We start from the raw sequence: 22203 nt of genomic DNA on the forward strand, positions 1-22203 counted from the left end.
GTGGTTGGCGGGGGCTTTTTTGTGCCTGTGCCCAATCCCTCAAACCACCGCTGATTCCCTGTGGGAGCGAGCCTGCTCGCGAAGGCGTAGTGTCAGTCGAAGCATGTGGTGGCTGAACCACCGCATTCGCGAGCAGGCTCGCTCCCACAGGGTATTGGGTTGAATCAAGAGGTGCGTTCAGACAGATCAGCTTCAGATTCAGTCTTCGTCCGCGCAGGTCGTGGGATCAGCGCTTGGATCACGTCATCAACCAAGGCTTTGCCCATCACGGTCAGGTAATGCGCGGCCCAGGCATGGTGGTCGGTGTCTTTGATGAAGGCAGCGTCCTCGGCGAAGGATTTGGCGAGGGATAGCAGGTCGGAGGATTGGGACAAGGCATCGATGATCGGGATGCCGGAGCGGACGTTGAAGAACGCTTGATCCGCGTTGTAGAGGAAAGGGGTGAAGCCGATGGTTTTAAGATCAGATGGATTGCTCATTGTCAGTTCCCTTGATTTCGAGAGCTGCCGCATCCGATACCAAGCGAATGGGTGGCAGCTGTGCGCAGGTTGGTAAACCGGGGAACCAAGGAAACCGGCACGCTCGAAAGCGTCCCACACACAGCTGCCATAACACAGGGGCTCGGACGGGATTTCGCCTGAGTCGTGTCGGGTGCGCTGTTGCGCCTTATTCCACCGGGTTACCAAGCCCGATCGCTGAATGGGTCAGCGACGTCCGGAGAGTATCCCGTCGAAAAACAGCGCAATAGAGCGGCACAGCGGCCCAACAAGAGTTTCGGAGTTTGCCTACAAGGTCTGTGGGCGTCATCTGATATTGCGAGACTGGAAGTAAACGAAAGTAAACACCTGGCACTTTTTTCTCTGTGGGAGCGAGCCTGCTCGCGAAGGCGTAGTGTCAGTCGCCGAATCTGTAAACTGACCCACCGCTTTCGCGAGCAGGCTCGCTCCCACAGGGATTTTGGTGGCTGTTGGGATGTAAAAAGCCCCCGCAACCGTGAAGTTGCGGGGGCTTTTTGTGGATGCGCTTCAGATCACTCTTCGGCGACCGAGTCCTTGCTCTGGCGCTTCTGAATCAAGTCCACCAAACGCTTGGCCAGCGCTGGATAGTTCTCATCGAAGTGATGCCCGCCGGGCAGTTTCACCGCTTCGCCGACAGCAGTCTTGTCGGTGCAGCCACTTTCATCCGTCTCTTCTTCGCCATAGATGCACACAACCTTGGCCGCTGGCAGCTTGGCCATTTCCGGGCCGGTCGCGGCTTCTTTGCCGGCGTTGCCCAGCCAGCCTTCGACTTCGATTTCGAAGCTGCCGGTGCGGGCGAAGGCGAGCAGGATGATCGCGTCGACGCGTTGCTGTTCGTTCTCTGGCAGGCGGTTGTAGATCGCCGGCAGGACGTCAGCGCCGAACGAATAGCCGGTGAGGATGAAGCGCTTGGTGCCCCATTTCTGCCGGTAGTGCTGCATCAGTTCGGTGAGGTCGAGTGCGCTTTGCTCCGGGCTCTTGTGCTGCCAGTAGTAGCGCAGGGTGTCGATGCCGACCACCGGGTAGCCGATCTTGGCCATTTCGCCCGCCACGTCGCGGTCGAGGTCGCGCCAGCCGCCGTCGCCGGAGAGGAACAGGGTGACGGTGTCGTTGGCCTGACCGGCCGGCACTTCAACTACCGGGATCGCCAGGCCGCCGTTGGCCTTGTCGCCACCGACGAGGATTTTGCGCAGTTCGTTGTTCAGCACTTGCGACAGGTTGATGTCGTAGTCGCTGATGCTGGTTTCGGCGTTCGGCTGATCGCGCACGAAGCCTGCGCTGGCATCGTCCGGGTTGTCGTTCCACGCCACCAGCCAGTGGCCGTGGGCGGCGGATTTCGGCAGCAGGTGAGTGCAGCCGGGTTTTTCCAGGGCCAGATCGACGGAGACGGCCTGGGCCTTGTCGTCTTTCTGTTCCGCCAGCCAGCGCCACGCCAGTACAGCGCCCGGGCCGATGCCGCTGACCAGGGTGGCCGGGCCATTCAGTTCACGCAGGCCCGATTGCAGGGCGCGGCTTTGCAGCAGGCAGTCCTTGGGCAGAATCACCTGAACGATCTGCGCCGAGGCGCTGCGGCTGAGGGTGGTCAGTTGTTTCTCGGAGAGCTTCTGTTCGTCGGTGACGGCCACCAGCACCTGAGCCTTCGGCTTGTTGCCGGGGATCACGCGGGTCATGGCCGTGCCATCGGCGGGTTTCAGTTGTTCGACGGTCGGTTCCGGTGCCGGGCGTTTGAGGTACCAGTAACCGCCGCCGGCAATCACGGCCAATACCAGCAGGGCGGCCAGGATGTACTTCAGGGAGCGTTGAATCATCAGCGTTTCACCAATCCAGTCAAGCCGCCCGCGATCAGGGCAGCAGTGTCGGCCAGCGCCACGAGCGGATCGAGTCCGGCGGGCACGGCCATATAACGGGGTTCCCAGTCGGGCTGGAACTTGTCTTTGAAGCGGCGCAAGCCTTGGAAGTTGTACAGCTGCTCACCACGGCGGAAGACCATCGAGCCCAGGCGCTGGGTCAGCGGTGCGCCGCGCCGGGGTTGCAGACCCGACAACGGCACCATGCCCAGGCTGAAGCGCGCGTATCCGTGACTCTTATAGTGTTGAATCAGGCCGACCATCATGAATTCCATGGTCAGCTTCGGCGCTTCCGGGTGTGCGCGCATCAGGTCGAGACTGGCCAGATCGTGGCTGTAGGTCTCGAGCAGATTGGCGAACGCTACCGGGCGGCCTTCGAAGCGAATCACCGCAATGCGGAAATGCTTCAGATAATCGTCGCTGAAACGGCCGAGGGAGAAGCCTTTCTCGCGCACGTTCTTGCCGGTCAGCCAGGCATCGGAAATCACTTTCAGCTCGTCCATCGGCGCCTGCCCCGGCTCATGGATTTCCAGCGACAGACCATCGCGGGTGCCACGGTTCCAGGTGTAGCGCAGGTCCTTCATCTCCTTGCCCTTGGCTTCCAGGTCGAAGCGTTGCAGATCGACCCTGGCTTCTTCGCCGAGCTTGATCGCTGTCAGGCCGATGTCCATGTAGTACGGCAGATTCTCCGCGCGCACCTGATAGAACACGGGGCGGGTGTGATGGATGTCGCAGAGATCGCGGAACTGCCAGATCATTTCCGCGCGTTGCTGGCTCGGCCCGATCGGGTCGTACAGCGCCACCAGACTGCGGCCACGGCGGGCGTACATCAGGAACGCCTCATCGTTGGGGTGAAACAGCAACGCCTTGTCACCGGTCAGCGCGAGGCCGCCGTCGGGTTGCGACGAGGCCATGAGGATTTTCGCCGCGCGATCCAGTTCGTCCGGCGTCGGCAAATGAATCACCGGGCGCGCCGTGCGCAGCAGCCAGGTCAGCGAGATGATCACCAGCAACACCGCCGCACCGAGCAGCGAGCGCAGACCGCGCGGCGCGTCAGCGTCGAGGGTGAACTGCCACCACAGCTGATGGCTGTAGGGTACGTCCTGATAGGCAAACAGCAGCAACCAGGCCGAAGCGCCCAGTACGCACAGGCTGGCGACCAGATACAGCGGCGAAAACGGCAGTTCGGTCAAACGGCTCGGACGGTAGAAGGAGCGGCGGAACACGCCGAGCAGCGCGGCCGTCAACGTCATCAGCGTGGCTTCTTCCCAGTCGAAGCCTTTGAGCAGCGAGAGCAGGGCGCCAACCAGCAGCAGAATGGTGGTCAGCATCCACGCCGCCGACAGGCGTCGACGCAGACCTTGGGCGAGCAACAGACAGAGGACGCCGATCAGGCTGGCGCCGAAGTGCGAGGCGTCGACCAGGCGATGCGGGATCAGAAAACCGATGTGCTCCAGGCGCGTGTCGATTTCCGGGGTCGCGCCGGAAAACAGCAGCACCACGCCAGACAGGAACACCAACACCGCCAGAACCGGCGCGGCCAGACCGGACGCCGCGCGCATGGTCTGGGATTGAAACAGGCGCTGGCCTTCGTTGATCAGCAGTAATACGCAGGCGACCAGCAGCGGCAGCACCACGTAGATCAGGCGATACAGCAGCAGTGCAGCGGCCAGCGGCGCGGCGCCAAGCTTGTCGGCAAATGCAGCAAGCAGAATCGCTTCGAACACACCGACGCCGCCCGGCACATGACTGAGCACGCCGGCGGCCAGCGCCAGCAGATACACCAGCAGGAACGGCGCAAACGGCGGCGCTTCCGGCAGCAACAAGTAGAGAACGGTGGCGGCAGCCGCGACATCGAGGGCGGTGATCACCAGTTGCAGAAAGGTCAGGCGTCGACCCGGCAGGCGCAGGGTGCGCCGCCCGGCACGGACCAGCAGATTGTCGGGGTAGGGTTGTTCCGGCAGACGACGACGATAGATGCCGATCGCCAGCACCGTACCAAGGATCAATACGGCAGCGGCGACCGAGCCCAGCAAGATTTCGGACAGCCCCAGCGCTTGCGAGGCGGCGGGCAGGTTGCTCAGGGTGGCCAGCGCTGCCAGTGGCGGCAAGGCGCAGCCCAGCGAGAGGCTGGCAAATAGCGTCATGTGCGCAACTTCCGACGCACCGACGCCCAGTCGCGCATATAAACGATAACGAACCGAGCCGCCGGACAGCAGCGACAGGCCGATCGCATTGCCAATCGCAAATGCGGTGAAGCCGCCGAGCGCGAGCGTGCGCGGCGGCAGTTTCACGCCAGCGTAGCGGCTGGCCGACCATTCATAGCCGAGCAGAATGATGAAACCGACCACGGTCGCACCGATGGCGCCGAGCAGGGCCGGTTTCGGCACGTCGAGAATCGAGTCATGCAACGCATAGAGATCGAGCTCGGCGAGCAGATGGCGGCAGGCAATCAGGGCAATGGCAAACAGCAGCAACGTGACGGCCAGACCGATCGGCTGACGGTATTTGCTTAATCGATCCAGCCAGCGCAAACGCTCGGGTTTGATCGGTTGTTCTGCTGTAACGGTGTCTTGTGGATCAGACGAGTTGGCGCGCATCAATCACCTCTTGGATTGTGCGCGACAGGATGGAGGTATCCAGCCAAGTTACCAATCCCTGTAGAAAAAAATAATCACAAAATACTACGCCTCTCGTCGGGCATCGGCGAGGGCAGTTCCTGGATTGCAGATACCTTGTCCGCGACTCAAGCATAGTCGCAAGTCAGTGGTTCTGATGATCCCTAGCGGTTCACTGCACAGTGACAGATCATTGTTGCGAAAGGACTTTTTCAACAGATACAAAAAAGGCCACTCTTTCGAGTAGCCTTTTTTGATGTTTGGTTGCGGGAGCCGGATTTGAACCGACGACCTTCGGGTTATGAGCCCGACGAGCTACCAGACTGCTCCATCCCGCGTCTGTGTGGCGGCATTCTACAGGCGAACGACGAGGTGTCAACCGCTAATCCTGGAATGGGCCAAATAACTGCGAAATCGCGGCGAACGGTCGCAGGTAGTGCGTAAGTTTCGGGAATGCAACAAATTGCCGTTTCGCTAGCGATTGAGCAGGGCGCCCGTTTGCAAAACAGACGCGCACAAAAAAGGCCACTCTTTCGAGTAGCCTTTTCTGATGTTTGGTTGCGGGAGCCGGATTTGAACCGACGACCTTCGGGTTATGAGCCCGACGAGCTACCAGACTGCTCCATCCCGCGTCTGTGTGGCGGCATTCTACAGAGGTTCGCGAGTGTGTCAACCGTCGATCCGGATAAATCTGTTGAGGTTCAAGCGCTTAGCGTATTTTCACGGCGGGCGGCCGGCGCGCAGGGCAAGTGGCGCAAGGCTTTCAGCTCTATTGCGCGCTGATCTGTGATTGAAAAAATAAATTCATCGGAAATCTCCTACGGTCGGAAAAGAACATTCAACCACTGGTGCTATATACAGGTACCAATGAGATACTGCCGCTCCGGCTTGCCACGTTGTCTTTTTCCGACATGACCCAGCGAAAAATCATCCACATCGACTGTGACTGTTTCTATGCCGCCATCGAGATGCGCGATGACCCGCGTCTGGCCGGCAAGCCACTGGCGGTGGGTGGTTCAGCGGATCGACGCGGGGTGATCGCCACCTGCAACTATGAAGCGCGCGCCTATGGTGTGCGCTCGGCCATGGCTTCCGGGCATGCATTAAAGCTGTGTCCGGACCTGACCATCGTCAAGCCGCGCATGGACGCTTATCGCGAAGCTTCGAAAGAAATTCATACGATCTTCGCCGACTACACCGACCTGATCGAGCCGCTGTCGCTGGACGAGGCCTATCTGGATGTGTCCGACAGCGCGCATTTCGGCGGCAGCGCTACGCGCATCGCCCAGGACATTCGCCGCCGGGTCTCCAACCAATTGCACATCACCGTCTCGGCTGGCGTTGCGCCAAACAAGTTTCTGGCGAAGATCGCCAGCGACTGGAAAAAACCCAACGGTTTGTTCGTGATCACCCCGGATCAGGTCGAGGAGTTCGTCAGTGGTCTGCCGGTGAGCAAGCTGCACGGCGTCGGCAAGGTCACCGCCGACAAGCTCGGCAAGCTTGGCATCGTTGACTGCCAGCACCTGCGCGAGTGGGGCAGGCTGGCGCTGGTGCGCGAATTCGGCAGTTTCGGCGAGCGCTTGTGGAATCTCGCCCGTGGAATCGATGACCGGCTGGTGCACAACGACAGCCGCCGCCAGTCGATCAGTGTGGAAAACACCTACGACGTTGATCTGCCGGACTTGCGCAGCTGCCTGGACAAATTGCCCGAGTTGCTCGATACCTTGAAAAACCGCATGGCCCGAATCGACAGCAGTTATCGACCGGGCAAACCGTTCGTCAAAGTCAAATTCCATGATTTCACCCAGACCACGCTGGAACAGGCCGGGGCAGGGCGGGACCTTGGCAGTTACCAGTTGATGCTGACGCAGGCGTTCAATCGCGGCGGCAAGCCGGTGCGGTTGTTGGGGGTAGGAGTGAGGCTGGAGGATCTGCGCGGCGGGTTTGAGCAGATGGAGTTGTTTGAGCGGTAGATTCGCGATGCCTGGCAGGGCCTCTTCGCGAGCAGGCTCGCTCCCACAGTTAGAATGCATTCCTCTGGGGGAGCGAGCCTGCTCGCGAAGCTTTTAAGCTTTAATTCGGTCCCGGATCAGCCACTAAACGCCCGGCATCCTTGGCCAGAGACTTGAGAAACTCAGTCTGCAACTCAGGATCATTGCGGGTCAGTTCGATCAGGCTTTGTTCCAGTTCGCTGGCTTCTTCTTCCAGGCCCAGCTCCGACAGGCGTTTGACCCGGTGTACCCACTGGCTCACCTCGTCATCTTCCAGGTCGTCATAAATCAGCCCGTGCGCCTCAATCAACTTGCCGCGCAGGTGGCCGCTGAGCATCAGGGTCGAGTCGGAATGCACATCGTCCTTGGCGTCCTCGACACTGATCTGCAAGCGGCCAACATGGTTGAGGTCATGTTCGGCGAACGGAATGTCGAGCAGATTCAAGCGCAGCACGCCGTTGCGGTCGGTGGTCATGTCGAACGTCTGCTTGCCGGCCTTGACCTGCACCGGTCGTTCGCTCCACGGCAGGCTCGAATACTCCGTGCGCTTGTCGCGCTGGACTTCGTCGATGCCGGCGAGGTTCTGCTGCGCGCGACCGTTGGACTGCACGTTCATGAACGGGTTGAGCCCGGCGAAACCATAGCTCAGCCAATCCTTGGTGACGCTATCCGGCAGGTTACCGAGGGCAAACACGTTGACCACGTTGGCACCGACACCACCGACCACGGCCACCGCGCCCAGCGGAATCTCGTAGACTTCGCGCCAGGGTTGGTAAGGCGTGTAGCGGTCGTAACGACGGGTGACCTCGAACTCGGTGACTTCGAAAGTCTTCTGCTCGTTGATCTTCACGCGTCGCTGCGGCAGCTCGAGCACCTTGGGCTCGCCGACATCGATCTGCAGGCTGTGATCGAGCAACTTTCGCTCGACCCGCTCTTCGTGCTCGCTGCGTTGCGACATGTGATTGGCGCAGCCGCTGACCAGCAGGGCGCCGCACAGGGCGGCGCCACCGAGGCCTAAGGTGTTTCGCTTGAACATGACGTCTCTATCTGGTTTCAGCGGCGGATACGGGCCTGAAGGAAGGACACAACATCGGCCACCGGCAGTGCTTGCGCCTCTGCTTCGGAACGACTCTTGTATTCCAGGTTGCCTTCGGCGAGGCCGCGGTCGCTGACCACGATCCGGTGTGGAATGCCGATCAGCTCCATGTCCGCGAACTTGATGCCCGGGCTGGTTTTCTTGTCGCGATCGTCCAGCAGCACTTCGAAGCCGGCCGCCGTCAGTTCGGCATAGAGCTTGTCGGTGGCTTCGCGCACCTGTTCGGTTTCATAGCGCAGCGGTACCAGCGCGATCTGGAACGGCGCCAGGGTGTCGCTCCAGATAATGCCGTTGGCGTCGTTGTTCTGCTCGATGGCAGCGGCGACCACGCGGGAAACGCCAATGCCGTAGCAGCCCATTTCCAGGGTCACTGGCTTGCCGTTTTCGCCCAGCACTTCGCACTTCATCGCCTTGCTGTATTTGTTGCCCAGCTGGAAGATGTGCCCGACTTCGATGCCGCGCTTGATTTCCAGCGTGCCTTTGCCGTCCGGGCTTGGGTCGCCGGCGACGACGTTGCGCAGGTCGGCAACGGTCGGAACCGGCAGATCACGCTCCCAGTTCACGCCGAAATAGTGCTTGTCGTCGATGTTCGCGCCAATGCCGAAGTCGCTCATCATCGCGACCGAGCGGTCGATGATGATCGGCAGCGGCAGGTTCAGCGGGCCGAGCGAGCCGGCGCCGGCGCCAATCGCGTCACGCAGTTCGGCATCGGAGGCCATCACCAGCGGGCTGGCCACGCCAGGCTGGTTGGCAGCCTTGATCTCGTTCAGTTCGTGGTCGCCACGAATCACCAGCGCGATCAGCTTGCCTTCTTCTTCGGCGTGGACGATCAGGGTCTTGATGGTCTTTTCAATCGGCAGATTGAATTTTTCCACCAGGGCGGCGATGGTTTTGGTGTCCGGCGTGTCGACCAGACGCAGTTCTTCGGTTGGCGCAGGGCGCGAGGTTTCCCGTGGCACCGCTTCGGCTTTTTCGATGTTCGCCGCGTAGTCGGAACCGTTGCTGAAGACGATATCGTCTTCGCCGGACTCGGCCAGCACGTGGAATTCGTGGGAACCGGCGCCGCCGATCGAGCCGTTGTCGGCTTCTACCGGACGGAATTTCAGACCCAGACGCGTGAAGATGTTGCAGTAGGCTTCATGCATGCGGTCGTAAGTGATCTGCAGCGACGCCTGATCGGCGTGGAAGGAGTAGGCGTCCTTCATGATGAATTCGCGGCCGCGCATCAAACCGAAGCGCGGGCGGATTTCGTCGCGGAATTTGGTCTGGATCTGATACAGGTTGATTGGCAGCTGTTTGTAGCTGCTCAACTCGTTGCGCATCAGATCGGTGATCACTTCTTCGTGGGTCGGGCCCGCGCAGAAATCACGACCGTGGCGGTCTTTGATGCGCAGCAGCTCAGGGCCGTATTCTTCCCAGCGCCCCGATTCCTGCCACAGCTCGGCCGGTTGGGTGCTCGGCATCAACACTTCCAGAGAACCGGCAGCGTTCATCTCTTCGCGAACGATGGCTTCGACCTTGCGCATGACCCGCAGGCCCATCGGCAGCCAGGTGTACAGGCCCGAGGCAAGCTTGCGGATCATGCCGGCGCGCAGCATCAGCTGGTGGCTGATCACGACCGCGTCGGAAGGCGTTTCTTTCTGTGTGGCGAGCAAAAATTGACTGGTGCGCATGGTTGGCCGTTGTCGGTTGCTATGACTGGAAATGACGGAGCAGTGTACCGGCGAGTTTTGCTGACGTACAGAAGTGTGGCCGGCGGAAGGCGCCAGCGGCGGGATTCCTCCCGCCATTGGCGAAGCGTCCTACGATTCTTCGGTGACGGGCGTCGGTGCAGGCTCGGGCGTCGGTGTTTGTCCTTCGCGGCGGCGCTCCTGGAACCAGTGCAGCGCGATCAGTAGCAGCGTCGGTACGCCGAGCAGGGCGGTAATGAGGAAGAAGCTGTGATAACCGAACTTCTCGACCAGCACGCCGGAATAGCCGCCCATCAGGCGCGGCAGCAGCAACATGATCGAGCTGAGCAGGGCATATTGCGTAGCGGAAAACTTCAGGTTGGTCAGGCTCGACAGGTAGGCAACGAACGCCGATGTCGCCAGGCCCGAGCTGAAGTTGTCGAGGGAAATGGTCACCACCAGCATCTGCAGGTTCGGGCCCATGTCCGCGAGCATGACGAACAGCAGGTTGGTCGCTGCCGAAGACACACCACCGATAAACAGGATCGGCAGAATGCCGAAACGCACGATCAACAGGCCACCCATGCCGGCGCCGACGAGGGTCATGATCAGGCCGAAAATCTTGCTGACGCTGGCGATCTGATCCTTGGTGAAACCCTGGTCGATGTAGAACACGTTGGCCATCACGCCCATTACCGTGTCGGACATTCGGTAAGTGGCGATCAGGCCCAGCAGCAGCAGCGCCTGCCAGCGATAACGCAGGATGAAGTCATTGATCGGCGTCAGTACCGGCGCCAGTCCGCGCCGGCCCATGGCCGACAGACACATCCCCGTCAGCAACGTATAGAGGATGGCACGCAGGAAGGCGCGGTCTTCGAGCAGCAAGTCGAGTGGGCTCATGTCGCCGAACAGCACGCCGGCGAAATCGGTGTTGTATAGCTGGGTGAACATCGCCGGTACGGAAACCAGCAGCACGATCAGCACGAACACCGACATCAATTGATGCATGAACGTGTAGCGCCCGGCCTGCAACTGCGTGCGCAGCGGCACCGGTGGTTCACGCATGAACAGCGTGGTCAGCAGCGCGGGCACCATCAATGCGCCGAACAGCACATAGGTGCCGGTCCAAGCTGCGTGCTTATAGTTGAAGCCGGTGGAGCCGAAACCTTCGGCGAAGAACAGCGCGCCGGCGGTGGCGAGCAGGGCGGCGACGCGGTAACCGGACATGTAGCTGGCGGCGAGAGCGGCCTGGCGGCTGTCATCGGCGATTTCCAGGCGATAGGCGTCGACCGCGATATCTTGCGTGGCGGAGGCGAAGGCAACCACGACGGCAATGGCGATCAGCCAGGACAAATGCTTCTGCGGATCACAGAAACCCATGCCGATCAGGCCGAGAATCACCAGTGCCTGGGAGAGCACCAGCCAGGAGCGGCGACGGCCGAGTTTGCCCAGCAAGGGCAGGCGCCATTGGTCGAGCAGCGGCGACCAGACCCATTTGAACGCGTACGCCAGGCCGATCAGGCTGGCATAGCCGATGGTTTCACGGGCCACGCCTGCTTCACGCAGCCATACGGAGAGCGTCGAGAACACCAGCATGTACGGCAGGCCGGCGGCAAAACCGAGCAACAACAGCACGAGCGTCGAAGGACTGGCATAGGCGGCGAGCGCGGCGCGCCAGGTTTTACGGGGCATGGGCTGAAGTCTGCCTCAAAATTGCGAAAACAAAGCGCGCACTCTAACCGCTGTGCTCTACCGGACGCCAGCCATGGCGCCGAATATCCACACGATTGTTCTGGACGGTGATGCCTTCCATGCGCAATCGCGCTCGTTGTTCGTCACCGGAAGGGCTGCCGACCGGCAGACTGATGCGCCCGCCGGCGCCGAGCACGCGGTGCCAGGGCAGCCTGGTGTCGCCGGGCAACTGGCTCAAAGTCCGCCCAACCCAGCGCGCGGCGCGGCCCAGCCCGGCAAGTTCGGCCAACTGGCCATAACTGACGACTTTGCCTTCAGGCACTTGCGCGAGTGTTGAGTAGAGTGCCGTGCGTCGGATTTGCGCATCGTTTTCGACGCTGTCGAGCGGGTCTTTCACGTACGCGGCTCCTGAGCATTGGCGTGATGATGGCGAAAAGGGTAATCGCTCGTGGCGCAGTTGAGAAATGAACTCAATTGAAATAGTCCGGTCAGTCCTTGTCATGGGCAAAATCCTACGGATAATGCCGACCCTTTTCGCCAACTCTGAGCCCCCGATCTGCTTATGTTCCCCAGAACCCTGTTGTGCCTTGCTGTTTTCAGCGCGTCCACGCCCCTGCTTGCCGACACCGTCTGGTTGAAAAACGGCGACAAGCTGAGTGGCACTATCACGGTTTTCGACGGCGGCAAGCTGTTGATCCAGACCAAATACGCCGGCGCAGTGGCGATTGACTGGAAAGAGGTCAAGACCCTCGACAGCGATCAGCATCTGTTGGTGAAGCAGGACGCCTATGCCGGCGAAGTGTCGAAGTCGCTCACCGCGGCCGACGATGGCAAGGTCACCCTGGCCAACGGCGAGGCGCCGAAGACTGTCGAATTGGCGAGCATTCAGCAGATCCTCAAGCCCAAGCCGATCGTCACCGACCTGGTATGGAAGGGCAACGTCGATCTGGCGCTGGACTATCAGCGCGCCGAAAAGGACACCGACGATTACGACGTTGCCTTCAAGACTTCGGCTCGCCATGGCCGCTGGCGCCATACCGGCGAGGGTGAGTACAACCGCGAAGTCCAAGATGCGGAAACCACCACCAACAACTGGCGCGCCGAATACTCCCTCGACCGCTTCCTTACCGATCAGTGGTTCTGGCAAGGGCGCATCAACTACAAGCGTGATCACATCGAAGAGCTCGCGCGTCAGCGTGTGGTCGGTACCGGTCCGGGTTACCAGTTCTGGGACGATGAACTGGGTGCGTTCTCGCTGGGCTCCTTGCTCAACCGCACCGACTATGAATACCGCGATGGCAGCAAGGACAACTTCTATTCCGTCGCGATGAAGTGGGACTACAACCGCTACCTGATCGGCAAGAAGGTCGAGTTCTTCACCAATGGCGAAGTCGGCAAGCCGCTGTCGGGCGTTGCCGATTACGCACTGGATGCCGAACTGGGCCTGCGCTACAAGGTCACCGACTGGGCCTCGCTCAACCTCAAGGCCGAGCGCGACATCATCAGTGGCACCAACGATGCGGATCTGAACAAGACCCGTTATACCGCAGGGTTTGGCGTCGCCTGGTAAGGGCAGAAACAAAAATTCGCGGCCCCAAGGGTCGCGATTTTTTTTGCCAGCGCAAAACAGGCGCCCACAAAAAAGCCCCGCTTTTAAGGGCGGGGCTCTTTTCTAAAGAAGCTACAAGTTAGATAACTTGTACTTCTTCAGCTTGCATGCCTTTCTGACCGCGGGTAGCGATGAAAGAAACCTGTTGGCCTTCTTTCAGGCTTTTGAAGCCGTCGGATTGGATAGCTTTGAAGTGAACGAACAGGTCGTCACCGGATTGTGGAGTGATGAAGCCGAAGCCTTTTTCATCGTTGAACCACTTAACGGTACCGGTTTGGCGATTAGACATGGTGTAACTCCTTGAACAAAGATAACTGCGACTCAGGAAGAACCCTGGCCGAGACTGAGTGCAAAGAGCAGGAAAAATTCTTGTAGATGGTTGGATCGAAATTCAACATATCGTGTAGAGATTCTCAGTGACACAAGCAACACAGTGACGCCACCTTAACCCTTTTTCCGGAACGTGCCAATGTTTCTTGCAAAGGATTCTGTGTTTTAGGGATCGGCGGTGCGACGGTTCGTCGCCACATCGCGTAAATACGGGGTGTTCGCCGAGAATTGCGTTGCGCACTTTGAACGAGGCGACGCGCCCGGTAAGATGCCGGACAGAATTTTTCCACCTCGCTATTCAGGACAAACCCGCCATGAGCATCAAATCGGACAAGTGGATTCGCCGCATGGCGCAGGAACACGGCATGATCGAACCGTTCGTCGAGCGCCAGATGCGCGGCAGCGACGACAGCCGGGTGATTTCCTACGGCGTGTCGAGCTACGGCTACGACGTGCGTTGCACCAACCACTTCAAGGTGTTCACCAACATCAACTCGGCCATTGTCGACCCGAAGAACTTCGACGCCGGCAGCTTCGTCGACATCCACAGCGACGTCTGCATCATTCCGCCGAACTCCTTCGCCCTGGCCAGCACCGTCGAGTACTTCCGCATTCCGCGCAACGTGCTGACCATCTGCCTGGGTAAAAGCACCTACGCGCGCTGCGGCATCATCGTCAACGTCACTCCACTTGAGCCTGAGTGGGAAGGTCATGTGACCCTGGAGTTCTCCAACACCACCAACCTGCCGGCAAAAATCTACGCCAACGAAGGTGTGGCGCAGATGCTCTTCCTCGAATCCGATGAAGAATGTGAAGTTTCCTACAAGGATCGTGGCGGCAAATACCAGGGCCAGCGTGGCGTGACCTTGCCGCGTACCTGATCGACCATCCGACGGATGTCGGGAATTCTTTGGCGGGCAGACACTCTATGGGGTGTACTGCCCGTTTTTGTTACACACAGATTCGGGCCTTCACTGAGGAGTGCCCTATGAAGATCGACCCGCGAATCAGCGCTGAACTGGCAAGGCTTGAGCCCAATCAGATAGGCGTTCTGGCCTGGTCGTTACTGGCGAATCCGTCTTTGAGCCTGTCCGGCGGCGTGCCCGGCCAGCCCGATCCCGATACTCCCAACGAACAACCGACCGAACCAGGCGAACCGACGCTGCCGGACGAGCCGCCTCCGGCGCCTGTGGCCTGATCCACTGTCATGAATATGGCCCGTCAGTCTGATCGATTTGCGATCTAGCTGATGGGCCATATTTCGTTGTCGCCGATCACGAAGACTTTGCAGCTGTCGTCGCGCTCGACCTGATAGCCGCCGGTGAACGCACCGAATGCCGGCATCAGGCTGATGCGCTCACCGAGTCTGAAACAGGCCAGGCGCAGGCTCTGCCGACCTTTGCCGTGCAATCGATAAACCGGATGCACGTGGCCCGCGAGCACGTGCCGCTCGGGATGCGGATCGGGCTCATGCTGCAGGGCGAACGGTCCGAGTAACAGCGGCTCTGGAACCACGCGAATATTCAGCGAGGCTGGTGGGTCGCCTGCGCGTTTATCGTGGTTGCCGCGAATCAGTGTCATCGGCAGGTCAGCGTGCCGTGCGCGCCACTCTGCCAGCGCATTCAGCGTGGTCGGGACATGTGAACCAGGCCCATGCAGAAAATCCCCGAGGAAGATCAACTGGCGACACGGCAACCGCGCCAGCAACGCGTCGATTACCTCGATGTTGCTCGCCGTCGTGCCATGCGGCACCGGCTGGCCGAGGCTGCGATAGGCCGCCGCCTTACCGAAATGCACGTCGGCGATCAGCAATGCTTCCTGCGCTGGCCAGTACAGCGCTTTCTCCGGCAGCAGCCACAACTCCTCACCGGCCAAACGCACCGGGTACGCACTCACGGCGATTTCCCGTTATCAGCGGTTTTTTCCAGGTCACCAACCATTCTTCTGATCCTGTCAGCCAGTTTTTCCGAACTCATGCTCTCGCGCATCCGCTCCACCAGCAGCGGAAAGCCTAACGGTGTAGGACGTTTAACCTGGTGCACGTCCAGTTTCATCTGATTGATGCGCTCCAGTGTCTGTTCCAGACGGCGAATATCCAGCTCTTCGCGTAGGACTTCTTCCCCGGCCTGGGCTAGCAGCAGGTTGTCGGCGTCATATTGTTTGAACACCTGGAAAAACAAGCCACTCGACGCCTGCACCTGGCGGGTGCTTTTTGGTGCGCCCGGATACCCGGCGAACACCAGCCCGGCGATCCGCGCGATTTCGCGGAAGCGGCGCAACGCCAGTTCACCGGCATTGAGACTGGCGAGCACGTCCAGCAACAGGTCATCGGCGTTGAACAGGTGAGCGTCGAGATGCGTGGCCCAATCCACCGGCGTGGCGCTGAGCAGTTCCAGGCCGTAATCATTCACGGCAATCGAGAAGGTCACCGGCTGGCGCTGACTGACGCGCCATGCCAGCAGGCTCGCCAGTCCCAGATGCACTTGTCGCCCGGCGAACGGATAGAGAAAAAGATGCCAGCCTTCGCGGGATTTCAGCACTTCGGCCAGCAGATTGTCAGTGGTTGGCAAACCGGACCAGCGTATCTGCGTCTCCAGCAGCGGCCGCAACGCGTGCATTTCCGGGCCTTTGAATTGACCTTGAGCAGCGGCGCTGAAGCGCGTGACCACCGCTTCGGCCAGTTCGTTGGATAACGGCATGCGTCCGCCATTCCAGCGCGGCACGGCAGCCTTTTTCGCGGTACTGCGTTTGACGTAGGCGGTCATGTTTTCCACCCGCACCAGTTCCAGCAGGCGGCCGGCGAAGAGGAAACCATCGCCGGGTTTCAGTCGCGCGATAAAGCCTTCCTCGACGCTGCCCAGTTGTTTGCCACCGCCGCCCTTGCTCCAGAATTTCAGGTTGATGCTCGCGTCGCTGACGATGGTGCCAATGCTCATGCGATGGCGCCGCGCCAGACGCGCATCCGGCACACGCCAGACGCCGTGTTCGTCCGGCTCGACCCGGCGGTAATCCGGATACGCTGTAAGAGACATCCCACCATGGCGTACGAACGCCAGCGCCCAGGCCCAGTCTGCCGCTGTCAGGTCGCGATAGGCCCAGGCGCCACGGACTTCTTCGTACAAGTCTTCAGGAATAAAGCCACCGCCAAGGGCCATGCTGACCAAATGCTGGACCAGCACATCCAGCGGCTTGTGCGGTGACAGGCGTGGCTCGATGCGCCGCTGTTCGACGGCGTCGCGTGCGGCAACCGCTTCGATCAGTTCCAGGCTGTGGGTCGGCACCAGCGTCACCCGCGAGGTGCGCCCCGGTGCGTGGCCGGAGCGCCCGGCACGTTGCATCAACCGCGCAACGCCTTTCGCCGAGCCGATTTGCAGTACGCGCTCGACCGGGAGGAAATCCACACCCAAGTCCAGGCTCGAGGTGCACACCACCGCTTTCAATTGGCCATTCTTCAGCGCCTGCTCGACCCAGTCGCGGGTATCGCGTGACAGTGAGCTGTGGTGCAGCGCGATCAACCCGGCCCAGTCCGGCCGCGCTTCCAGCAGCGCCTGATACCAGATCTCCGATTGCGCGCGGGTGTTGGTGAACACCAGGCTGCTGGCACAGGCATCAAGTTCGGCGACCACTTGCGGCAGCATCTTCAGACCGATGTGGCCGGCCCAGGGAAAACGCTCGATGGCCGGTGGCAGCAGGGTGTCGACTTGCAGGGTTTTTTCGCTTTTGCCTTGGACACTGACGCCGCCGCCCTGTGGGATCAGCACTTGCTCGGCGTGGGATTGATTACCGAGGGTGGCGGATACCCCCCAGACAATCAGTTCCGGCTGCCAATGACGCAGGCGGGCGAGGGCCAGTTGCAATTGCACGCCGCGTTTGTTGCCGAGCAATTCGTGCCATTCATCCACGACGATCATGCGCAGGGTCGACAACGCCGTGCGCGCATCGGCGCGGGCGAGCAACAGGGTCAGGCTTTCCGGTGTGGTGATCAGCGTCGTTGGCAGACGTCGGCCCTGACGCGCGCGTTCGCTGCTGCTGGTATCGCCGGTGCGCAGGCCGATACTCCACGGAATCTGTAAGTCATCCACCGGAATCTGCAACGCGCGGGCGGTATCGGCGGCGAGGGCGCGCATCGGCGTGATCCACAGCACCGTCAGCGGTTCGGCCGGCGGTTTGCGTTTGCGCGGTGTAGCCACGGGCGGTTGCAGGCGGGCGAAGCGGTTGAGCGCAGCAAACCATACCGCATAAGTTTTGCCGGCGCCGGTGCTGGCGTGGAGCAACCCGGATTCGCCGTTTTTCACCGCCGCCCACACCTGTTTCTGAAAGGCGAACGGCTTCCAGTCGCGGGCGCTGAACCAGGTTTTTGCAAAGTCGGGGGATTTCGCCATGCCGGCTGCGTGCGCTCTGGAGGTGTTGTTTCAGAGACAGCGAAGCGGGGCGACAAGTTTAACTTTGTCGGTCGATGGATTCCCCCTGTGGGAGCGAGCCTGCTCGCGAATGCGATTGCACATTCAACATTGATGTTGACTGATAAACCGCTTTCGCGAGCAGGCTCGCTCCCACACAGGGGTGGGTTGCCAACCTTATTTAAGATTGCCGCTGAGGAACTGCTTCAGGCGTTCACTCTTGGGATTGCCCAGCACTTCTTCGGGCGCACCTTCTTCTTCCACCAGACCCTTATGCAGAAACAGCACCTGATTCGACACCTTGCGCGCAAAACTCATTTCGTGGGTGACCATGATCATCGTCCGGCCTTCCTCGGCTAGACCCTGAATCACTTTCAGCACTTCGCCGACCAGTTCCGGGTCGAGTGCCGAGGTCGGTTCGTCGAACAGCATCACTTCCGGTTCCATCGCCAGTGCCCGGGCGATCGCCACGCGTTGTTGCTGGCCGCCGGACAGAAACGCCGGGTATTGATCGGCGACCCGCGCCGGCAAGCCGACTTTGTCCAGATAACGTCGGGCGCGATCCTCGGCTTCCTGTTTGCTGCAACCCAGCACCCGGCGCGGGGCCATGGTGATGTTTTCCAGCACGGTCATGTGGCTCCACAGGTTGAAATGCTGGAACACCATCGCCAGCCGCGTGCGCAGGCGTTGCAGTTCATCGGCGTCGGCAACGTGCATGCCGTGGCGGTCGGTGACCATGCGGATCGCCTGGCCATCAAGGCTCATGGCGCCGTCATTCGGTTGTTCAAGGAAGTTGATGCAGCGCAAAAAGGTGCTTTTGCCCGAGCCGCTGGCGCCGATCAGGCTGATCACGTCGCCGGTTTTGGCCTTGAGCGAAACGCCTTTGAGCACCTGATGATCGCCATAGCTTTTGTGCAGGCCTTCAACGGTCAGTTTGTACATGGACGAGCATCCTCAAGGCGAAAGTAGGTAGCCGCTGCGATAGGCCTGGGCGCCCGCGACGTGGGCGATGACCATGCCGGCAGTGGCCATGCGCCGCAGCGAGCGCGCATACAGCAGGCCGGCGGCGGTGCAATGAATGGGGGTGACCTTGTCGTGGACCGGGTCGATGATTTCGGCGATCTGCTGGCCGGCTTCCAGGTATTGGCCGGGCGTGGCGCAGTACACCAGCAGGCCGCCGACTGGTGTGGTCACCGGTTCGACCCCGGCCAGCGGCGTGGCAGGGTACGGCAGTGGCGGTTGCGGCTTGGTCTCGCCGACGATGGCATCGAACTGGATCAGATAGTCGATCAGCGCCTGACAATCGCGGCTGGCCAGCGGGTGATTGACGTCGCCCTGGCCGCGCAATTCGACGGTCACCGAAAAGCTGCCCAGCGGAATCTCGAACTGCTCACCGAAGCGCTCGCGCAGTTGCCACCAGAGCAGGGTGAAGCACTCGTCGAACGACTGCCCGCCGGAATCGGTAGCAAGCAGGCTGGCCTGCGCTTCCATGTAGCGCGCCAAGGGCTCGACCTGTGGCCACGCCTCGGGCGTGGTGTACAGGTGCACCACCGATTCGAAGTCGCAGTGCAAGTCCAGCACCATGTCGGCATCGCAGGCCAGGCGTTGCAGGGTCAGACGCTGGGATTGCAGTTGTGTGGTCGGCTTCTGACGGTCGAGGGCGTTGCGCAGGCTGGCGCGGATCAGTTCGAGGTTGTGCTGCGCATCGTCGTTCAATAGGCCTTCGATGGCGTTGCCGATTTCTTCGCTGAGGTCGACGAACCAGCGATTGAAGTTCTGCCCGCTCTCCAGGTCGTAACGGCCCAGCGGCACGTCCATCAGCACTTGTTCGAGGCCGACCGGGTTGGCCACCGGCACCAGGACGATTTCGCTGCGCAGGCGGCCGGCAGCTTCCAGTTCGGCCAGACGCTGTTTCAGGTGCCAGGCGACCAGCATGCCCGGCAGTTCGTCAGCGTGCAGCGACGCCTGGATGTAAACCTTGCCCTTGGCCTGCGGTGGGCCGAAGTGGAAGCTGTGAATCTGCCGTGCGGTCCCCGGCAGCGGGGCCAGCAAGTCATGGATCTGGTGGCGCATTGTTATCTCTTTATTTTCAAACCGGTGCTAGTGAGTCGGCCCGAGGAAGGCCAGCCAGCGGCGTTCGGCGAGGCGGAACAGGCCGACCAGCGCAAAAGTAATGGTCAGGTAGATCAGCGCGGCGATGCCGAATGACTGGAAGGTCAGGAAGGTCGCCGAGTTGGCATCCCGCGCGACTTTCAGAATATCGGGAATGGTCGCGGTGAACGCCACGGTGGTCGAGTGCAGCATCAGGATCACTTCGTTGCTGTAGTAAGGCAACGAGCGGCGCAATGCCGACGGCATGATCACGTAGGCGTACAACTTCCAGCCGGTCAGGCCATAAGCCTTGGCCGCTTCGACTTCGCCATGGTTCATGCTGCGAATCGCCCCGGCGAAAATTTCCGTGGTGTACGCGCAGGTATTGAGAGCGAAGGCGAGGATCGTGCAGTTCATCGCGTCGCGAAAGAAACTGTCGAGGATCGGCTGCTCGCGCACGGCGGCGAGGCTGTAGATGCCGGTGTAGCAGATCAGCAACTGGATATACAGCGGCGTGCCCCGGAACAGGTAGGTGTAGAACTGCACCGGCCAACGGACGTAGAAGTGCGGCGAGACGCGGGCAATCGACAGCGGAATCGAGACGACGAAGCCGATGCAGATCGACGCGGTCAGCAGCCACATCGTCATCGCCAGCCCGGTGATGTTCTGGCCGTCGGTATAAAGGAAGGCGCGCCAATATTCCTGGAGAAGTTCGATCATCGTACGGCCTCCCGGGCACCGGCGGCGTAGCGGCGTTCGAGCCAGCGCAGGATGAAGTTCGAAGCACTGGTGATCAGCAGATAGATCAAAGCGGCGAGGACCAGAAAGTAGAACAGTTGATAGGTGCTTTTACCGGCGTCCTGGGCAGCCTTGACCAGATCGGCGAGGCCAATGATCGACACCAGCGCGGTGGCCTTGAGCATGACCATCCAGTTGTTGCCGATGCCCGGCAACGCGAAGCGCATCATTTGCGGAAACACCACGAAGCGAAAACGCTGGCCACGTTTGAGGCCATACGCGGTGGCGGCTTCGACCTGACCACGCGGCACCGCGAGGATGGCGCCACGGAAGGTCTCGGTGAAATACGCGCCATAAATGAAGCCCAGCGTCAGCACGCCGGCGCTGAACGGGTCGATTTCGATGTATTCCCATTCCATGTAGTCGGTCAGCGACGTCAACCAGGTTTGCAGGCTGTAGAAGATCAACAGCATCAGCACCAGATCCGGCACGCCGCGAATCAGCGTGGTGTAGAGCTGCGCGGGCAGGCGCACCAGTTTGACTTTCGACAGTTTGGCACTGGCGCCGAGCAGGCCGAGCAACACGGCCACCAGCAGCGACATTGCCGATAATTTGATGGTCATCCAGGTGCCTTGCAGCAGCAACGGGCCGAAGCCCTGCAGACTGAACGAGGCCAGCCCCAGATTTTGCAGGAGGGTTTCAAACATAAATCAGCAACCTGAGCGGATGGAAAAGGCGCCCATCGAGGATGGGCGCCGGGGCATTATTTGCCGCTGTACAGATTCAGGTCGCCAAAGTGTTTCTTTTGAATCTCGGCGTATTTGCCGTCGTCGTGTAACGCTTTGATACCTTTATCCAAAAGTGCTTTCAGCTCAGTGTTACCTTTCTTGATACCGATAGCGGTTTTCGACGGCAGCAATTCGCTGTCGACCGGCTGGCTGACTTCGTAACCTTCGCCTTTCGGCGACTTGAGGAAGCCCAGTTCGGCTTGCAGCATGTCCTGGATGGCTGCGTCGAGGCGGCCGGAGGTCAGGTCGGAATACACCTGATCCTGGTTCTGATAGGCCTGGGTTTTCACACCGGCCTTGTCCAGCACGGCTTTGGCGTAGGCTTCCTGGATGGTGCCCTGCTCATAGCCAACAGTCTTGCCCTTCAGCGACGCAACGTCTGCGCTCAGGCCGGAGCCTTTCTTGAACACGTAAGCGGTCGGGCCGGAAAACAGTTCGCTGGAGAAGTCGATGACCTTCTCGCGCGCCGGGGTCACGGTCATCGACGAGATCACACCGTCGAACTTGTTGGCCTTGAGGCCCGGAATCATGCCGTCGAAATCGCTTTCGACCCATTTGCACTTGACCTTCAGTTCGGCGCAGATCGCGTTGCCCAGATCGATATCGAACCCGACCAGGCTGCCATCGGCCGCTTTCGACTCGAACGGTGCGTACGAAGGGTCAACGCCAAAGCGCAGCTCTTTGTATTCCTTGGCCAGCGCGGAGCCGGCGGCCATGCACAACGCCAGTGCAGAAAGGGTCAGCAATGCTTTTTTCATTATTCAATCCCTAAGAACCAATATGAGCGCTTGTGGCGCAGAATTATTGTTACTGCA

General features: G+C 60.4%; 19 protein-coding genes and 2 tRNA genes. 4 read left to right on the forward strand and 17 right to left on the reverse strand.

Annotated features, from left to right (window positions below):
• Positions 1-164 precede the first annotated feature (164 nt).
• From J2Y39_RS01220 to J2Y39_RS01240, 5 genes are all read right to left on the reverse strand, one after another.
• Positions 165-479, reverse strand: a complete 315-nt coding sequence (locus J2Y39_RS01220; protein WP_310214567.1) for a DUF3077 domain-containing protein — start codon at positions 477-479, stop codon at positions 165-167.
• Positions 480-1030: 551 nt separating this feature from the next.
• Complete coding sequence (locus tag J2Y39_RS01225; protein ID WP_150743344.1) at positions 1031-2326, reverse strand: virulence factor family protein; 1296 nt, start codon at positions 2324-2326, stop codon at positions 1031-1033.
• Positions 2326-4965: a bifunctional lysylphosphatidylglycerol flippase/synthetase MprF gene (gene mprF, locus J2Y39_RS01230; protein WP_236168035.1), complete on the reverse strand. Its 2640-nt coding sequence runs from the start codon at positions 4963-4965 to the stop codon at positions 2326-2328. Before mprF ends, J2Y39_RS01225 begins: the two co-directional genes overlap by 1 nt.
• Before the next feature lie 279 nt (positions 4966-5244).
• Positions 5245-5321: transfer RNA gene (locus tag J2Y39_RS01235), tRNA-Met, on the reverse strand.
• 217 nt (positions 5322-5538) lie between these two features.
• Positions 5539-5615: transfer RNA gene (locus J2Y39_RS01240), tRNA-Met, on the reverse strand.
• Between the two features lie 279 nt (positions 5616-5894).
• Here J2Y39_RS01240 and dinB point away from each other — a divergent pair.
• The gene (gene dinB, locus J2Y39_RS01245; protein ID WP_236168034.1) at positions 5895-6956 is read left to right on the forward strand and encodes a DNA polymerase IV; all 1062 of its coding nucleotides are present in this window, start codon (positions 5895-5897) and stop codon (positions 6954-6956) included.
• 100 nt (positions 6957-7056) lie between these two features.
• Here the strand turns inward: dinB and J2Y39_RS01250 are convergent, their stop codons facing one another.
• The 4 genes from J2Y39_RS01250 to J2Y39_RS01265 all read right to left on the reverse strand — a co-directional run bounded on the left by J2Y39_RS01250 (position 7057) and on the right by J2Y39_RS01265 (position 11829).
• Positions 7057-8010 carry a hypothetical protein gene (locus J2Y39_RS01250; RefSeq protein ID WP_236168033.1) on the reverse strand — a complete coding sequence of 318 codons (954 nt, stop codon included), beginning with the start codon at positions 8008-8010 and terminating at the stop codon, positions 7057-7059.
• A gap of 17 nt (positions 8011-8027) precedes the next feature.
• Positions 8028-9743, reverse strand: coding sequence for a proline--tRNA ligase (locus J2Y39_RS01255; RefSeq protein WP_024011894.1), 1716 nt, complete (start codon positions 9741-9743; stop codon positions 8028-8030).
• 129 nt (positions 9744-9872) lie between these two features.
• Positions 9873-11432 (reverse strand): AmpG family muropeptide MFS transporter, encoded by a 1560-nt coding sequence (locus tag J2Y39_RS01260; RefSeq protein WP_041478070.1) that lies wholly within the window; start codon positions 11430-11432, stop codon positions 9873-9875.
• 43 nt (positions 11433-11475) lie between these two features.
• Positions 11476-11829 carry an MGMT family protein gene (locus J2Y39_RS01265; RefSeq protein WP_071174585.1) on the reverse strand — a complete coding sequence of 118 codons (354 nt, stop codon included), beginning with the start codon at positions 11827-11829 and terminating at the stop codon, positions 11476-11478.
• Between the two features lie 165 nt (positions 11830-11994).
• Here J2Y39_RS01265 and J2Y39_RS01270 point away from each other — a divergent pair, with 165 nt between their 5' ends.
• Positions 11995-13002, forward strand: a complete 1008-nt coding sequence (locus J2Y39_RS01270; RefSeq protein ID WP_024011896.1) for a DUF481 domain-containing protein — start codon at positions 11995-11997, stop codon at positions 13000-13002.
• A gap of 118 nt (positions 13003-13120) precedes the next feature.
• Here the strand turns inward: J2Y39_RS01270 and J2Y39_RS01275 are convergent, their stop codons facing one another.
• Complete coding sequence (locus J2Y39_RS01275) at positions 13121-13330, reverse strand: cold-shock protein (RefSeq protein WP_002554837.1); 210 nt, start codon at positions 13328-13330, stop codon at positions 13121-13123.
• 355 nt (positions 13331-13685) lie between these two features.
• On the opposite strand from J2Y39_RS01275, the gene dcd reads away from it, so the two are divergent.
• Both dcd and J2Y39_RS01285 read left to right on the forward strand, forming a co-directional pair.
• Positions 13686-14252: a dCTP deaminase gene (gene dcd / locus J2Y39_RS01280; protein ID WP_007940589.1), complete on the forward strand. Its 567-nt coding sequence runs from the start codon at positions 13686-13688 to the stop codon at positions 14250-14252.
• Positions 14253-14359: 107 nt separating this feature from the next.
• Entirely contained in the window at positions 14360-14569 is a 210-nt protein-coding gene (locus tag J2Y39_RS01285; RefSeq protein ID WP_016771389.1) for a hypothetical protein, read from the forward strand.
• A 44-nt stretch (positions 14570-14613) separates the two neighbouring features.
• Here J2Y39_RS01285 and pdeM read toward each other — a convergent pair whose 3' ends face one another.
• The 7 genes from pdeM to J2Y39_RS01320 form a co-directional block, all read right to left on the reverse strand.
• The gene (pdeM, locus tag J2Y39_RS01290; RefSeq protein WP_310214578.1) at positions 14614-15267 is read right to left on the reverse strand and encodes a ligase-associated DNA damage response endonuclease PdeM; all 654 of its coding nucleotides are present in this window, start codon (positions 15265-15267) and stop codon (positions 14614-14616) included.
• Positions 15264-17753, reverse strand: coding sequence for a ligase-associated DNA damage response DEXH box helicase (locus J2Y39_RS01295; protein WP_310214580.1), 2490 nt, complete (start codon positions 17751-17753; stop codon positions 15264-15266). Before J2Y39_RS01295 ends, pdeM begins: the two co-directional genes overlap by 4 nt.
• Positions 17754-17948: 195 nt before the next feature.
• A complete protein-coding gene (locus J2Y39_RS01300) occupies positions 17949-18713 on the reverse strand; it encodes an ATP-binding cassette domain-containing protein (protein ID WP_310214583.1) in 765 nt (254 codons plus the stop codon).
• Positions 18714-18725: 12 nt separating this feature from the next.
• Positions 18726-19844: a M14 family metallopeptidase gene (locus J2Y39_RS01305; protein ID WP_310214586.1), complete on the reverse strand. Its 1119-nt coding sequence runs from the start codon at positions 19842-19844 to the stop codon at positions 18726-18728.
• Positions 19845-19871: 27 nt separating this feature from the next.
• Complete coding sequence (locus tag J2Y39_RS01310) at positions 19872-20582, reverse strand: ABC transporter permease (protein WP_130912856.1); 711 nt, start codon at positions 20580-20582, stop codon at positions 19872-19874.
• A complete protein-coding gene (locus J2Y39_RS01315; protein WP_016771383.1) occupies positions 20579-21307 on the reverse strand; it encodes an ABC transporter permease in 729 nt (242 codons plus the stop codon). Before J2Y39_RS01315 ends, J2Y39_RS01310 begins: the two co-directional genes overlap by 4 nt.
• 56 nt (positions 21308-21363) lie before the next feature.
• Positions 21364-22146, reverse strand: a complete 783-nt coding sequence (locus J2Y39_RS01320; protein WP_024011901.1) for a transporter substrate-binding domain-containing protein — start codon at positions 22144-22146, stop codon at positions 21364-21366.
• Positions 22147-22203 lie beyond the last annotated feature (57 nt).

Origin of the sequence: Pseudomonas sp. 2957 (assembly GCF_031456345.1) — a bacterium.
Classification (GTDB): Bacteria; Pseudomonadota; Gammaproteobacteria; order Pseudomonadales; family Pseudomonadaceae; genus Aquipseudomonas; species Aquipseudomonas siliginis.

Excerpts from the sequence above, each read along its gene's own strand:
- J2Y39_RS01255 (WP_024011894.1), bottom strand. The coding sequence starts at position 9,743 with ATGCGCACCAGTCAATTTTTGCTCGCCACACAGAAAGAAACGCCTTCC.
- J2Y39_RS01250 (WP_236168033.1), bottom strand. The coding sequence starts at position 8,010 with ATGTTCAAGCGAAACACCTTAGGCCTCGGTGGCGCCGCCCTGTGCGGC.
- dcd (WP_007940589.1), top strand. The coding sequence starts at position 13,686 with ATGAGCATCAAATCGGACAAGTGGATTCGCCGCATGGCGCAGGAACAC.
- J2Y39_RS01260 (WP_041478070.1), bottom strand. The coding sequence starts at position 11,432 with ATGCCCCGTAAAACCTGGCGCGCCGCGCTCGCCGCCTATGCCAGTCCT.
- J2Y39_RS01300 (WP_310214583.1), bottom strand. The coding sequence starts at position 18,713 with ATGTACAAACTGACCGTTGAAGGCCTGCACAAAAGCTATGGCGATCAT.
- J2Y39_RS01310 (WP_130912856.1), bottom strand. The coding sequence starts at position 20,582 with ATGATCGAACTTCTCCAGGAATATTGGCGCGCCTTCCTTTATACCGAC.
- J2Y39_RS01270 (WP_024011896.1), top strand. The coding sequence starts at position 11,995 with ATGTTCCCCAGAACCCTGTTGTGCCTTGCTGTTTTCAGCGCGTCCACG.
- dinB (WP_236168034.1), top strand. The coding sequence starts at position 5,895 with ATGACCCAGCGAAAAATCATCCACATCGACTGTGACTGTTTCTATGCC.
- J2Y39_RS01315 (WP_016771383.1), bottom strand. The coding sequence starts at position 21,307 with ATGTTTGAAACCCTCCTGCAAAATCTGGGGCTGGCCTCGTTCAGTCTG.
- J2Y39_RS01305 (WP_310214586.1), bottom strand. The coding sequence starts at position 19,844 with ATGCGCCACCAGATCCATGACTTGCTGGCCCCGCTGCCGGGGACCGCA.
- J2Y39_RS01285 (WP_016771389.1), top strand. The coding sequence starts at position 14,360 with ATGAAGATCGACCCGCGAATCAGCGCTGAACTGGCAAGGCTTGAGCCC.
- J2Y39_RS01220 (WP_310214567.1), bottom strand. The coding sequence starts at position 479 with ATGAGCAATCCATCTGATCTTAAAACCATCGGCTTCACCCCTTTCCTC.
- J2Y39_RS01295 (WP_310214580.1), bottom strand. The coding sequence starts at position 17,753 with ATGGCGAAATCCCCCGACTTTGCAAAAACCTGGTTCAGCGCCCGCGAC.
- J2Y39_RS01320 (WP_024011901.1), bottom strand. The coding sequence starts at position 22,146 with ATGAAAAAAGCATTGCTGACCCTTTCTGCACTGGCGTTGTGCATGGCC.
- J2Y39_RS01275 (WP_002554837.1), bottom strand. The coding sequence starts at position 13,330 with ATGTCTAATCGCCAAACCGGTACCGTTAAGTGGTTCAACGATGAAAAA.
- J2Y39_RS01225 (WP_150743344.1), bottom strand. The coding sequence starts at position 2,326 with ATGATTCAACGCTCCCTGAAGTACATCCTGGCCGCCCTGCTGGTATTG.
- mprF (WP_236168035.1), bottom strand. The coding sequence starts at position 4,965 with ATGCGCGCCAACTCGTCTGATCCACAAGACACCGTTACAGCAGAACAA.